The following is a 12,329-nucleotide window of genomic DNA, read 5'->3' on the forward strand; positions in this document are numbered from 1 at the left end:
AGAGTTAGTTTCGTGAAAGTTCACTGCAGGATTAGAAAAATTGATGAGGTTGCCGACAAATGTTGCCGATGAAACAGGCAAAGGGGTGTCCCTTTGTTAACGGAACATCACAGCTTCTCAGTTATTTCCCTGTCACTCATTGGGAACCCAGCTTGCTGGCACAGACCGGACTGCGCGGCGCCATGCCCTTTTGTTGCCACTCTTCATCGGTATAGGTATGCAGTGCCAGCGCATGAACGGGCCCGGCCAGCAGATCGGCCAGCAGTTGATTGACCTGGCGATGACGGCTGATGAGGCGCTGAGCGGCGAAGGCTTCGCTCACGATGATCACCTTGAAGTGGCTCTCGGCGCCCGGCTCGGTACGATGCATGTGGCTCTCGTTGAACACCTCTAGATGGCTGGGATGAAGGGCCTCATTGAGGCGTTGGCTGATGGTCTCTTGGGTATTCATGATCTCTTCCGATGGCTGATAGGGACAAACCCCATTCTATCGACTTTGGCGCTCAGGGAGAACGTGCATGGCGGGACAAGGGGTGAATTGCCCCTGCGCCGTTGGAGCCGTTAGAGCAGCCCCACTCGATCGGCGTTGCCCCTGAGAGAAAGCCCTCACTGCGGGGTAATTGGTGAATTGCCCCGGCGCCGTTAGAATAGCGCCATTCGATCCAGCCGTGAGACAGACAGTTCAATGCAGACCCACCTCGAGACAGACCATTGCCGCCTGATCCTGCAGCGCTATCCGCGCCAGGCGCAGGATCCCCTGCAGGCATGGGATGCCGCCGATGAGTACCTGATCAATCAGTTGGCAGAGCAACCTCCCGAAGGCTGCGGCCCCGTCATCATCATGAATGACAGCTTCGGCGCCCTGGCCGCCTTTCTCCATGACCATCAGCCCCTGTGCGTGACCGACTCCTTCGTCAGCGAACAAGGCACCCTGGCCAATCTGGCCGACAATGATCTGGATCCGGCATCCGTCCGCATCCAGGACTCGCTGGCACCACTGCCAGCGGCCCCGACCCTGGTGATCATCAAGGTGTCCAAGTATCAGGCCCTGCTCGAGCAGCAGCTGCTGGCCCTGCGTGAGGTGGTCACCCCGGCCACGCGCATCCTGGCCGCCGGCAAGGCCAAGGAGATCCACAGTTCGACCCTCAAGTTGTTCGAGAAGTATCTGGGCGAGACCCGCACCTCCCTGGCCTGGAAGAAGGCCCGCCTCATCCATTGCAGCATCGCTGACGCAGCGGGGACAGACAGCCCCACCCTGGCCAACCCCTTCCCGACCGTCTGGCCACTGGAGGGAAGCGAGATGCACATCCACAACCATGCCAACGTCTTCTCGCGTACCAGCCTGGATATCGGCGCCCGCTTCATGCTGGCCAACCTGCCTATCCACAGCGCCCGCAAGGTGATCGATCTGGGTTGTGGCAATGGCGTGCTCGGTCTGGCCCTGCTGGCCCGGGACAGCGAGGTGGAGGTGGCCTTCATCGATGAATCCTATATGGCGGTGGCCTCGGCAAGGCTCAACGTCGAACACAATCTGCCCGCAGCCCTGCCCCGTGCCGAGTTCCTGGTCAACAACTGCCTGGATGGCTTGCCGACCGGTTATGCTGACCGCATCTTGTGCAACCCGCCGTTCCACCAGCTCCAGGCGATCACCGATCACATCGCCTGGCAGATGTTCGAAGATGCGCACAGGGTGTTGCCCAAGGGGGGGGAACTCTGGATAGTGGGCAACCGGCATCTGGACTATCACAACAAGCTGAAGCGACTGTTTGCCAATGCACAAGTCGTTGCATCCAATAGTAAATTCGTTATTTTGAAAGCCATTAAACGCTAGAGGAATCCATCATGAAATCACCACTCCTGCTGCTCGCCGCCCTGCTGCTTGGCGGCTGTGCCACCCACTGGCCCGAGACGGCACTGCTCAATCCCCAGGTGATCCCGGCGAATCAGCAGTACTACTCCGGCAACCGCATCACCATGGAAGGCATAGACAAGCGTGCCGCTGCCCATGTGTTCGCCATCAAGCAGAAAGAGAAGGCCCCCGTCTACATCAAGAGCGAGCAGCCCCTCAATACCCTGCTGGTCGAGCGCCTCAGTGAAGGGCTGCGCAGTCAGGGGCTGGAGGTGGGCAACAGCGGCACTACCAACCTGACGCTGCAGGTCAATAACGCTCTGGTAAACGTTGAAGAGAAGACCTTCACCTATGTCACCAAGACCAAGGTGAGCCTGCAGGTGATGGCCGATTTCCAGGGGAGCCGCCTGACCAAGGTGTTCAATGCCAGCGCCAGCAAGGAAGGTCCGGGAGAGCCCAGCATCGCCGATCTGGAGCTGGTGCTGAACCAGCAACTCGGTAGCCTGATCCAGCAGATCATGGCCGACGAACAACTGCGCGGTTACCTCAAAGGCCAGCCAAGCGCCTGATCTCTCTATGTATCAAGGATAATGTCATGAAGAAGCTGATGTTGCTGGCCCTGCTGGCCTGCCCCCTGGCCTTCGCAGCCCCCAAGGTGAAGCTTGAAACCAACCACGGCAATATCGTGGTGGAGCTGGCCCCCAAAGCGGCCCCCCAGACGGTGAAGAATTTCCTGCACTACGTGGCCGATGGCAGCTACGATGGCAGCCTGTTTCACCGGGTCATCCCCGGCTTCGTGGTGCAAGGGGGCGGCTACAACCAGCAGTTCCAGCAGCTGCCCACCTTCGATCCCGTGGTAAACGAGTCCAAGGGGGGCCTGCCCAATACCCGTGGCAGCATCGCCATGGCCCGCACCCAGGCGGTGGACAGCGCAACCCGCCAGTTCTACTTCAACCTTGCCGATAACAGCAACCTCAACGCCAATGCCGGCGCCGGCTATACGGTATTTGGTCAAGTGGTGCAGGGCATGGAAGTGCTGGACAAGCTGGCTCAGGTTCAGACCGGCTACAGCCCCATCCTGCGTGCCAATGACGTGCCGACCAGCACCATCATCCTCAAGAAGGTGACACTGCTCGCCGAGTAAATCCGACTGCCGGGCCCGCTCGGGCCCGGTCTCTTGCCCATCCAGTCCCTTTTCCCTCCCGATGCCAGATCGTTTTCTATACTGCTCACTCCCCTCAATCTGGATTGGAGCATCTCGTGACCTGCGATGACTATTTTGCCCAGCACAGGGCCCCCCTGGCCCTGGCCGTTCGTCAGTTTCTGGCACAACAGCTCGACTATGACGCCCTGCAAGACGTGAGCTGGCAACTGCTCGGCCAATGGCAGTCTCTGCCCCGGGACTGCGCCGACAAGCAAGCCGATAGCCCGCAGGAGAGCGTGTTCTGGCACCTGCTGCACAGTCTGCACCTCTGGAACCAGGATGAGCTGGCTCAGGATCCGGCGTTGCGCCACCAGCTGCATGACTGCGCCGCCTGTTTGCTGGGCGAGGGACCGGCACCGCTGGGCTGCATAGGAACCCGCCCCTGAGCTCATCGCACGGGATGGCTGGCTCCCGGCAGAGCAAGGTGAGGCCGACGAGCGTCAATAATCTCATTCGACACCGCGTTAACGACCCATCGCCGCCGTGATCTGCCCTCTGGCGGCCAGACGACCTCTCTTTGTCCCCACAATCTGAGCGCCCGCCTTGGCGCGGGCGGATGAACCTGCCAAAATGGCTCACTTTTCCCGAGGAGTCAGGCACTTGAACGCTGTCAGCAAACCAAGCTGGAAAGAATCCCTCCGAGTCTATCTCGAGCCCCGCGTCCTTATTCTGTTTGCCATGGGGTTCTCCTCCGGTTTGCCGCTGTTGCTGGTATTCGGCACCCTCTCCTTCTGGCTGCGCGAGGCGGGAGTGAGCCTGACCGACATCGGCTACATGAGCTGGGTGGCGCTGGCCTATGGGGTCAAGTGGCTGTGGTCCCCCCTGGTGGACAGGTTGGCCCTGCCGCTGCTCTCGCGTCTGCTCGGCAGACGCCGCAGCTGGATGCTGTTCTCCCAGCTGTTGATCGCCGCGGCCCTGGTCGGCATGTCCTTTTGCGATCCCAAGACCCAGCTCGCCCAGCTTGCGCTGTTCGCCCTGCTGGTGGCCTTTGCCTCCGCCACTCAGGACATCGTGATCGATGCCTATCGCATAGAATCAGCCCCTGAACGCCTTCAGGCGGCCATGGCGGCCTCCTACATGACGGGTTATCGACTGGCCATGATCATGGCCGGGGCGGGCGCTCTTGCCCTGGCAGCCTGGCTTGGCAGCAACAGCGTCTATGACTATCGGGGCTGGCAGTTAACTTACCTGCTGATGGCGGGAATGATGAGCATTGGCCTCATCACCACCCTCTGTTGCCATGAGCCCGACATCGATGTGGCAAGTCAGGACAGGCAGCAAGCGATGCGCAAATCCCTGCTGCTGCAACACGGCTGGCCACGCTCACTGGCGGGACTCGGCGCCTGGGCCTACGAGGCCGTCTGGTGCCCCTTTGCCGACTTCTTCGAACGCCATGGCCGTTCGGCCCTGTTGATCCTCGGGCTCATCGCCTGCTATCGCATCTCGGATGTGGTGATGGGGGTCATGTCCAACAGCTTCTATGTGGATCTCGCCTTCAGCAAGACGGAGGTGGCGACCATCACCAAGGTATACGGTGTCATCATGACACTGGTCGGCGCCAGTGTGGGGGGCATTCTGGTGATGCGCTTTGGCACCTTGCGCATCCTGATGCTGGGCGCCCTGCTCACCGCCAGTACCAATTTGCTGTTCGCGCTGCTCAATCAGATCGGTCACAACCTGGAGCTGCTGACCCTGATCATCTCCCTGGACAATCTGAGCGCCGGCATCGCTACCGCGGCGTTCATCACCTATCTGTCGAGCCTGACCAATGTCGCCTTCTCGGCCACTCAATACGCCCTGTTCAGCTCCGTCATGCTCTTGCTGCCAAAACTGCTGGCTGGCTTCTCCGGTGGCTTCGTCGAACAGTTTGGCTACAGCGTCTTCTTCATTGGGACCAGTCTGCTGGGCATCCCGGTGCTGATCCTCATCACCATGGTTGCCAGACGAAACAGTGCGTTGTTACCGAAATCGAACGAATAGCAAGCGTTTGCGCCAATTTGGGGGTGATTAGATTCACACTTCCAGAGAAAGTTCCCTCTTGATCGTTTATCCGCGGAAATTAATTGGCTAGAATCCCTCCGCTCCTTGTGGGCAGGCTACGGAAAACCTCAACTAAACGCACAAGAGACCAATAAAATGGCCAAATTGAACAAGACTCTGATCGCGGCAGGCTTGCTGGCAGCATCCGCCACTCCGGCTATGGCTGCCGACTATAGCGGTGACATCCACAAGAACGACTACAAGTGGTTCCAGTTCAACGTCATGCACACCATCGATCAGCTGCCTTACAGCGAATCCGAAGGTGGTTACAACGACACCTACTTCGAAATGGAATTTGGTGGTCGCTCCGGTATCTTTGACCTGTACGGTTACGTCGACGTGTTCGACATCTTCCAGAGCAAGCACGACGACAAGCATGACAGCGACAACCTGTTCATCAAGTTCGCCCCACGCCTGTCCATCGATGCCATGACCGGCAAAGATCTCTCCTTCGGTCCGGTGCAAGAAGTCTACATTGCCAACCTGGTCAACGTGGGTGGTCCGGATGGCCTGTTTGAAGCCATGACTGGTCTGGGTGCCGACGTACAAGTGCCTTGGTTCGGCAAAGTGGGCATGAACCTGTACGCACGTCACGTCAACGAAGGCTCTGGCGAGCAAGGCTGGAACGGCTATCAGTTCTCCATGAACTGGTTCAAGCCCTTCTACACCTTCAGCAACGGCAGCTTCGTCGCCTATCAGGGCTACCTGGATCACCTGTTTGATGCCAAGGACACCTCCACCGACGGTACCGCCATGTTCAACGGCCTGTACTGGCACTCCGACCGCTACGCCGTCGGTTACGGCCTGAAGTACTTCAACGACATCTACGGTATCCAGAACGGTACCTACGGCCTGAAAACCACTGGTTTCGGTCACTACTTCTCCGTGACCTACAAGTTCTAATCGAACCCGTAGCACGCAGAAACGAAAAACCGGAGCCCTGGGCTCCGGTTTTTTTATGGCGCAACGCGCAGAAAAAGAGGGCCGAACCCTCTTCCCCCGGGATCAGTCGCGGAAATTCTGGAACTGCATAGGCTGACCCAGCTCGGCGCCACGCACCAGGGCCATGGCCTCTTGCAAGTCGTCACGCTTCTTGCCGGTGACGCGCACTTCATCGCCCTGAATGGCGACCTGCACCTTGATCTTGGAATCCTTGATGAGCTTCACCAGCTTCTTGGCGACCTCTTTCTCGATCCCTTGCTTGAACTTGACGTTCAGATGGAAACGCTTGCCGGAGTGGACGCTATCGCCCGCCTCCATTGAACTGTTTTCGATGTTGCGCTTGAGCAGGGCTGCGCGCAGTATCTCTACCATCTGCTTGAGTTGGAAGTCGGCATCGGCCTCCAGCTTGACCTCTTCCTTGGCCATCTCGAAGCTGGCTTCTACACCGCGAAAATCGAATCGGGTGGCCAGTTCACGATTGGCGTTGTCGACTGCGTTCAACACCTCGTTCATTTTGACTTCAGAGACAATATCGAATGACGGCATGGCCGGGGCTCCTCATGTTGCGTTCGTTATGAGGGGGCAAATCTACCAGAAAACCGGCAAATTTGCTGATTTCGATAAAGGCGCTCTGTTAGAATCCTTGCCATTGCCGACAGGTGAGACCCATGAGTGTCCACCCTATCGCCATTCGGGCACCTCTCCAGGTCGAATGGCCCACCCTCTTGATCGAGTCATATCATGCCAAGCGGATCTCAATCCCCCCTCCCCCCCTCCTGGTCCCTGCTCGGTTGTGGCGCACTTGGCGGCGTCTTCGCCGCCCTGCTGACCCAATCCGGCCAACCGACTCAGGTGCTGCTACGCGAGCGCCACAGAGCGACACTGCACCCCGTCATCGACTTTACCGGGCTGGATGGCCAGCATGGGCTGCTCAGCATTGCCAGGGGTTTCCTGGCCGATAACCCCCCCATCCGTCGCCTGTTGGTGATGACCAAGGCGGATCAGGTGATCCCCGCCTTGCAGCTCCTGGTCGGCAAGCTGGACAAGTCTGTGCCCATAGTGCTGCTGCACAACGGCATGGGGGTGGCCGAGCGGGTCGCCGAGCTGTTTGCAGAGAACCCCATCATCGCGGGTGTCACCAGCCATGGCGCCCTGCAGCAGGGTCACTTCGTGTTCCGCCACACTGGCCGGGGCGAAACCTGGCTAGGCCCGGTCAACGAGCAGGGGCGCCACTTCGCCCATCTGGCAGACCGCCTTGCCCAGGCCCTGGGCCAGGCGGGCTGGGACGAGCAGATCCTCGCCCGACAATGGCACAAGCTCGCCATCAACTGCGCCATCAACCCCCTCACCGCCCTCTATCGCATCAAGAATGGCGAGCTGACAGGTCCACGCTTTGCCGACACCTTGCAGCAAGTCTGCATCGAGGTGGCCGATGTCATGAATGCAGAGGGCATTGCCACGACCCACGAGGAGCTGGCGCGGCGGGTACAGTCGGTCGCCGGACTGACCGCGGACAACTACTCTTCCATGCAGCAGGATCTGGAGCAGGGCAAAGAGACTGAGATAGAAGCCATCACCGGCTTCCTGCTGGCCAAGGCGCGCCTCCACGGCATCATGGTACCGGTCAATCAGGGCCTCTATCAGGCCGTCAAGGATCGCCACCAGGCCGAGCGCTGATCCACCTTTAGTCCTCAACCGGAGCAGGAGTCCCCCATGAGTGTCTTGGTATTGGTCGCCCCCGGCTCGGAGGAGATAGAAACCGTCGCCATCCTGGATGTGCTGGTGCGCGCCAACATAGCGGTGCTGCTCGCCTCCTGCTGCCCTTTGGGCCTGCGCCAAATTCGCGCCTCACGCGGGGTTCAGCTGGTCGCCGACTGCCATCTCGACGAGCTGCCGCAAGAGGAGTTCGAGATGATAGTGGTGCCCGGCGGCCTGCCCGGCAGCGAGTGCATCCGCGATAACAGCCGCGCCATCGGTCTGCTGCGCGAACAAGCCGCGAACGGTCGCTGGCGCGCGGCCCTGTGCGCCGCCCCCGCCGTGGTGCTGCTGCCCCATCAGCTGCTGGGGCAAGCCAGCGTCACCTGCCATCCCGGCTTTTGGGCCCAGATCCCCGCCGCCCAACTCCGCCATGAGCGGGTGGTGATAGACAAGGGCGCGCGACTGGTGACCAGCCAGGGACCGGGGACGGCCATCGAGTTTGCCCTCACCCTGGTGCAGGTGCTGCGTGGCGCCACTGCGGCCGAGGCCGTGGCTGGCCCGATGATCCTTTAAGAGAAATGGCCACTGGATCGACCCATCAGCTTGCCGAGGGGACATCGCCAACGAAAAGGCCTCCGCGAGGGAGGCCTTTCTGATCTCAGGACCAGCCTGATCAGGCTGGCGGAGGGGAAGCGCTTACTTCACCGTCACCCGGGCAAACTTGCGCTTGCCGACCTGATAGACGGCGGTGCCGGCAGCGATCAGCGCCTTGCCATCGTCCAGCTTGTCGCCATCCACCTTGACCGCGCCCTGCTTGATCATCCGCAGTGCCTCGGAGGTGGTCTCCACCAGGCCGGCGTCTTTGAGCAGGTTGGCGATGGCCAGGCCGTCCCCTTCCAGGGCCAGTTCGACTTCCGGCATCTCGTCCGGGATGGCGTTCTTGGAGAAACGCTGGGTGAAGTCTTCGTGGGCCGCCTCGGCCGCCGCCTCGTCGTGATAACGGGCGATGATCTCTTTCGCCAGCCAGATCTTCACGTCGCGCGGGTTCAGGGTACCGGCTTCGATGCCGGCCTTGAAGCCTTCGATGTCCGCCAGCGGGCGGGAGGAGAGCAGCTCGTAGTAGTTCCACATCAGGGTGTCGGTGATGGACATGATCTTGCCGAACATCTCCCCCGGGGCGTCGTGCACGCCGATGTAGTTGGCGGCGGACTTGGACATCTTCTTGACGCCGTCCAGGCCCACCAAGAGCGGCATCATCAGCACGCACTGGGCGGCCATGCCGGCATCTTTTTGCAGCTCGCGACCCATCAGCAGGTTGAACTTCTGATCGGTACCGCCGAGCTCGACATCCGCCTTGAGCGCGACCGAGTCATAGCCTTGCAGCAGCGGATAAAGGAATTCGTGGATGGCGATGGACTGGCCGCTGCTGTAGCGCTTCTTGAAGTCGTCGCGCTCCATCATGCGGGCCACGGTCTGCTTGGCCGCCAGCTTGATCATGCCGGTGGCGCCGAGCTCACCCAGCCAGCTGGAGTTGTACTCGATGCGGGTCTTCTTGGGATCCAAAATCTTGAACGCCTGCTCCGCATAGGTGAGGGCGTTGTACTTGATGGCCTCTTCGGAGAGCGGCGGGCGAGTGCTGTTCTTGCCGGAGGGATCCCCCACCATGGCGGTGAAGTCGCCGATCAGCAAGATGATCTCATGGCCCAGATCCTGGAAGGTCTTCAGCTTGTTGAGGATCACGGTATGACCCAGGTGAATGTCCGGAGCCGTCGGGTCCATGCCCAGCTTGATGCGCAGCGGGCGCCCTTCCTTCAACTTGGCAACCAGTTCTTCTTCAACCAGAATTTCTTCCGCTCCGCGCTTGATCTCGGCTAGCGCCACCTCGAGCTGGGACATTTTTTGACTCTCCAATCACGATTCCACAGGGCCAGACATATTACTGGAATGGCGAGACAATTGGAAAGCCTGTAAAATCCGCTGATTCCGCCCGACTTCACGCCCTTTTCTCATGCATATTTGGCACACCTTCAACGCTCTTCCCCTCTGGCACCGCAAGATGGTGCTTATTCTGAGCATCCTGGTGATGATGCTGGCCGCCTGGCCCGGCGAACAGGCCGTCGCCACCCGGGTCGATGAGCATGCCGCAAGTCGGACCCGCGACGAGTTGCCAGACGAGCAGGATCGCCTCGCACTGGAGCAGACTGTCCGCCCGGCCAAGCCTCTTTATGTCACCAAGCAGGTCAAGGTTCGCAGCGGCGACAACATGGGGGTCATCTTCCAGCGTCTGGGCCTCGGCACGGCAGATCTGCACCTCATCGATCAGCTCGCGGCCGCCGATCCGCTGCGCATGCTCAAACCCGGTCAGGAGCTGACCTTCAAACTCACCCAGGGCGGCGAACTGCAGAGCCTCTATTACCCTCACAGCCTGGAGCAGGCGCTCAAGGTCAACCGACGGGAAGATGGCTTCGTGGCCAAAGCGGTTCGCCTGGAACTCGACACCCGTGAAAACTGGGCCCAAGGCAATATCCGCTCCAGCTTCTGGGGCGCCGCCGTCGAAGCGGGCATGACCGAGGATCAGATCATGGATTTGGCCGCCATCTTCGGCTGGGACATCGACTTTGCCCAGGACTTGCAACCAGGGGACAGCTTCCGGGTGCTGTTCGAGGAGAAATACCAGGATGAGGAGCGGGTCGCCTCCGGCGATATTCTGGCCGCCGAGTTCGTCAACCAGGGCGAGGCCTACCGCGCCGTGCTGAGCGATGATGGCAACTACTACACCCCGGCGGGCAAGGCGATGCGCAAGAGCTTCCTGCGCGCGCCGGTCAACTTCAAGTACATCAGCTCCAACTTCAACCCGCGTCGCCTGCACCCGGTCACCGGCAAGGTGCGCCCCCACAACGGCATCGACTACGTGGCCCCCGTGGGCACCCCCATCATGGCCTCGGGGTCGGGGAGCGTGGTGGCCGCCGGTTACAACCAGTTCAACGGCAACTATGTGTTCATCAAGCATGCCGGCAACTATGTGACCAAATATCTGCACCTCTCCAAGCGCACAGTCAACAAGGGTCAGCGGGTGAAGCAGGGACAGACCATAGGCCTGCTGGGCAGCACGGGCCGGGTCACGGGCGCCCATCTGCACTACGAATTCCTGGTCGCCGGGGTACACAAGAACCCGCGCACCCTGACCCTGCCTCAGGCAGAAACCCTCAGCGGCCGCGAGTTGAGCCAGTTCAAGGCCCAGGCCCTGCTGCAACTCGCCAAGCTGGAGCGCTCAGAGCCTCAGCTTGCCCAGCGCCGGGACGGATCCTGAGTCAAGGGCTCACCCGGATCACGGGGAGCAAGCAGCAGCCATCGCCGGTATGGCGACAGGCAAAGCGGTTATCACAAGCAATGACAAGGAGCCCTCAGATGGCGGAACGTTACTTGGGTCTGATGTCCGGCACCAGCCTGGATGGCATCGATGCGGTGCTGATAGAGACGGATGGGGATGGCGTGCGGGTCGAGGTGGCGCTGTGCCATCCCTGGCCCGATGACACGGCTCACGCGCTGCACACCCTCTGCACTCCGGGGGAGAATGAAATCGATCGCATGGGGGTAGCCGATAACCTGGTGGCCCGCGAATTTGCCGCCGCCGCTCAGGCTCTGCTCGACAAAGCGGGGCTCGCGCCCGCCGATATCCGTGCCATCGGCTCCCACGGCCAGACCATTCGCCACCGCCCCCAGCTCGGCTTCACCCTGCAAATTGGCAACAGCGCTCTGTTGGCCGCACTGACCGGCATCGACGTCATCAGCGACTTCCGCAGTCTGGACATGGCCCTCGGCGGCCAGGGAGCCCCCCTGGTGCCCGCCTTCCATCAGGCCATTTTTGCCAAAGCGGGCGTCCTGCGGGTGGTGTTGAATCTGGGCGGCATCGCCAATATCTCTGTGCTGCCCGGCGGCTCCGGTTGCAATGTCTATGGCTTCGACACCGGCCCCGCCAATACCCTGCTCGATGGCTGGTATCGCCGTCATCAGCCCCAGGGCGGCAGCTACGATGCCGGTGGCCAGTGGGGTGCCAGCGGCCAAGTGGTTCCTGAACTGCTCGACAAACTGCTCAGCCACCCCTACTTCGCCGCCCCCGCCCCCAAGAGCACCGGGCGGGAGATGTTTACCCTGGAGTGGCTAGACGGCGAGCTGGCAGGCAGCCATTACTCCCCCGTCGATGTGCAGCGCACCCTGCAGGCGCTGAGCTGCCACAGCATCGCCCGCCAGCTGCCCGTGCTTGCAACGGGAGCGGATGACACCCCCCCCCAGGCCGAGCTGTTTGTCTGCGGCGGCGGTGCCCACAACGACCCGCTGCTGGCCGAGCTGGCGGCTCTGCTGCCCCGCTGGCGCATCGCCAGCACGGCCGAGCTGGGGCTCGCCCCCGACTGGGTGGAAGGGGCCGCCTTCGCCTGGCTGGCGCAGCGCTTTATCCAGCGCCAGCCAGGCAACCTACCTGCGGTGACCGGCGCCAGCCGCCCAGCGGTACTAGGTGCCCTCTACCCCGCCTGAAGGGCCGAGAGGGGCAATAGGGGTAGCCGACTGTCATCCCGGCCCCGTTTATCAAACCGGGCA

At 61.1% G+C, this 12,329-nt stretch carries 13 protein-coding genes; 10 read left to right on the forward strand and 3 right to left on the reverse strand.

Features of this window, described 5'->3' with window-relative positions:
• Nucleotides 1–136 precede the first annotated feature (136 nt).
• A complete protein-coding gene (locus KYK33_RS15045) occupies nucleotides 137–451 on the reverse strand; it encodes a BolA family protein (protein WP_042040797.1) in 315 nt (104 codons plus the stop codon).
• 234 nt (nucleotides 452–685) lie between these two features.
• On the opposite strand from KYK33_RS15045, the gene KYK33_RS15050 reads away from it, so the two are divergent.
• The 6 genes from KYK33_RS15050 to KYK33_RS15075 all read left to right on the forward strand — a co-directional run bounded on the left by KYK33_RS15050 (nucleotide 686) and on the right by KYK33_RS15075 (nucleotide 5,996).
• Nucleotides 686–1,831, forward strand: a complete 1,146-nt coding sequence (locus KYK33_RS15050) for a methyltransferase (protein WP_224431056.1) — start codon at nucleotides 686–688, stop codon at nucleotides 1,829–1,831.
• 11 nt (nucleotides 1,832–1,842) lie between these two features.
• A complete protein-coding gene (locus KYK33_RS15055; RefSeq protein ID WP_042040799.1) occupies nucleotides 1,843–2,418 on the forward strand; it encodes a YajG family lipoprotein in 576 nt (191 codons plus the stop codon).
• Between the two features lie 26 nt (nucleotides 2,419–2,444).
• Nucleotides 2,445–2,993, forward strand: a complete 549-nt coding sequence (locus tag KYK33_RS15060; RefSeq protein WP_224431057.1) for a peptidylprolyl isomerase — start codon at nucleotides 2,445–2,447, stop codon at nucleotides 2,991–2,993.
• A 116-nt stretch (nucleotides 2,994–3,109) separates the two neighbouring features.
• The gene (locus KYK33_RS15065) at nucleotides 3,110–3,439 is read left to right on the forward strand and encodes a hypothetical protein (RefSeq protein WP_224431058.1); all 330 of its coding nucleotides are present in this window, start codon (nucleotides 3,110–3,112) and stop codon (nucleotides 3,437–3,439) included.
• Between the two features lie 214 nt (nucleotides 3,440–3,653).
• The gene (locus KYK33_RS15070; RefSeq protein ID WP_224431059.1) at nucleotides 3,654–5,033 is read left to right on the forward strand and encodes an AmpG family muropeptide MFS transporter; all 1,380 of its coding nucleotides are present in this window, start codon (nucleotides 3,654–3,656) and stop codon (nucleotides 5,031–5,033) included.
• A gap of 156 nt (nucleotides 5,034–5,189) precedes the next feature.
• On the forward strand, nucleotides 5,190–5,996 hold the full coding sequence (locus tag KYK33_RS15075; protein WP_224431060.1) for a nucleoside-specific channel-forming Tsx family protein: 807 nt from the start codon (nucleotides 5,190–5,192) through the stop codon (nucleotides 5,994–5,996).
• 102 nt (nucleotides 5,997–6,098) lie between these two features.
• Here KYK33_RS15075 and KYK33_RS15080 read toward each other — a convergent pair whose 3' ends face one another.
• Nucleotides 6,099–6,581, reverse strand: a complete 483-nt coding sequence (locus KYK33_RS15080; protein ID WP_042040804.1) for a YajQ family cyclic di-GMP-binding protein — start codon at nucleotides 6,579–6,581, stop codon at nucleotides 6,099–6,101.
• 195 nt (nucleotides 6,582–6,776) lie between these two features.
• Between KYK33_RS15080 and KYK33_RS15085 the strand changes: the two genes are divergently transcribed.
• Both KYK33_RS15085 and KYK33_RS15090 read left to right on the forward strand, forming a co-directional pair.
• On the forward strand, nucleotides 6,777–7,712 hold the full coding sequence (locus KYK33_RS15085) for a ketopantoate reductase family protein (protein WP_224431061.1): 936 nt from the start codon (nucleotides 6,777–6,779) through the stop codon (nucleotides 7,710–7,712).
• Nucleotides 7,713–7,748: 36 nt separating this feature from the next.
• Entirely contained in the window at nucleotides 7,749–8,306 is a 558-nt protein-coding gene (locus KYK33_RS15090) for a DJ-1 family glyoxalase III (protein WP_042040806.1), read from the forward strand.
• Between the two features lie 123 nt (nucleotides 8,307–8,429).
• Here the strand turns inward: KYK33_RS15090 and tyrS are convergent, their stop codons facing one another.
• A complete protein-coding gene (gene tyrS / locus KYK33_RS15095) occupies nucleotides 8,430–9,629 on the reverse strand; it encodes a tyrosine--tRNA ligase (RefSeq protein WP_224431062.1) in 1,200 nt (399 codons plus the stop codon).
• Nucleotides 9,630–9,741: 112 nt separating this feature from the next.
• Here tyrS and KYK33_RS15100 point away from each other — a divergent pair, with 112 nt between their 5' ends.
• Both KYK33_RS15100 and KYK33_RS15105 read left to right on the forward strand, forming a co-directional pair.
• Entirely contained in the window at nucleotides 9,742–11,043 is a 1,302-nt protein-coding gene (locus tag KYK33_RS15100; protein ID WP_224431063.1) for a peptidoglycan DD-metalloendopeptidase family protein, read from the forward strand.
• A 98-nt stretch (nucleotides 11,044–11,141) separates the two neighbouring features.
• Nucleotides 11,142–12,266, forward strand: coding sequence for an anhydro-N-acetylmuramic acid kinase (locus tag KYK33_RS15105; protein ID WP_224431064.1), 1,125 nt, complete (start codon nucleotides 11,142–11,144; stop codon nucleotides 12,264–12,266).
• Nucleotides 12,267–12,329: the final 63 nt, after the last annotated feature.

Source organism: Aeromonas rivuli (assembly GCF_020149575.1).
GTDB classification, from domain to species: Bacteria; Pseudomonadota; Gammaproteobacteria; order Enterobacterales; family Aeromonadaceae; genus Aeromonas; species Aeromonas rivuli.

Excerpts from the sequence above, each read along its gene's own strand:
- KYK33_RS15045 (WP_042040797.1), bottom strand. The coding sequence starts at position 451 with ATGAATACCCAAGAGACCATCAGCCAACGCCTCAATGAGGCCCTTCAT.
- KYK33_RS15050 (WP_224431056.1), top strand. The coding sequence starts at position 686 with ATGCAGACCCACCTCGAGACAGACCATTGCCGCCTGATCCTGCAGCGC.
- KYK33_RS15055 (WP_042040799.1), top strand. The coding sequence starts at position 1,843 with ATGAAATCACCACTCCTGCTGCTCGCCGCCCTGCTGCTTGGCGGCTGT.
- KYK33_RS15060 (WP_224431057.1), top strand. The coding sequence starts at position 2,445 with ATGAAGAAGCTGATGTTGCTGGCCCTGCTGGCCTGCCCCCTGGCCTTC.
- KYK33_RS15075 (WP_224431060.1), top strand. The coding sequence starts at position 5,190 with ATGGCCAAATTGAACAAGACTCTGATCGCGGCAGGCTTGCTGGCAGCA.
- KYK33_RS15080 (WP_042040804.1), bottom strand. The coding sequence starts at position 6,581 with ATGCCGTCATTCGATATTGTCTCTGAAGTCAAAATGAACGAGGTGTTG.
- KYK33_RS15085 (WP_224431061.1), top strand. The coding sequence starts at position 6,777 with ATGCCAAGCGGATCTCAATCCCCCCTCCCCCCCTCCTGGTCCCTGCTC.
- KYK33_RS15090 (WP_042040806.1), top strand. The coding sequence starts at position 7,749 with ATGAGTGTCTTGGTATTGGTCGCCCCCGGCTCGGAGGAGATAGAAACC.
- tyrS (WP_224431062.1), bottom strand. The coding sequence starts at position 9,629 with ATGTCCCAGCTCGAGGTGGCGCTAGCCGAGATCAAGCGCGGAGCGGAA.
- KYK33_RS15100 (WP_224431063.1), top strand. The coding sequence starts at position 9,742 with ATGCATATTTGGCACACCTTCAACGCTCTTCCCCTCTGGCACCGCAAG.
- KYK33_RS15105 (WP_224431064.1), top strand. The coding sequence starts at position 11,142 with ATGGCGGAACGTTACTTGGGTCTGATGTCCGGCACCAGCCTGGATGGC.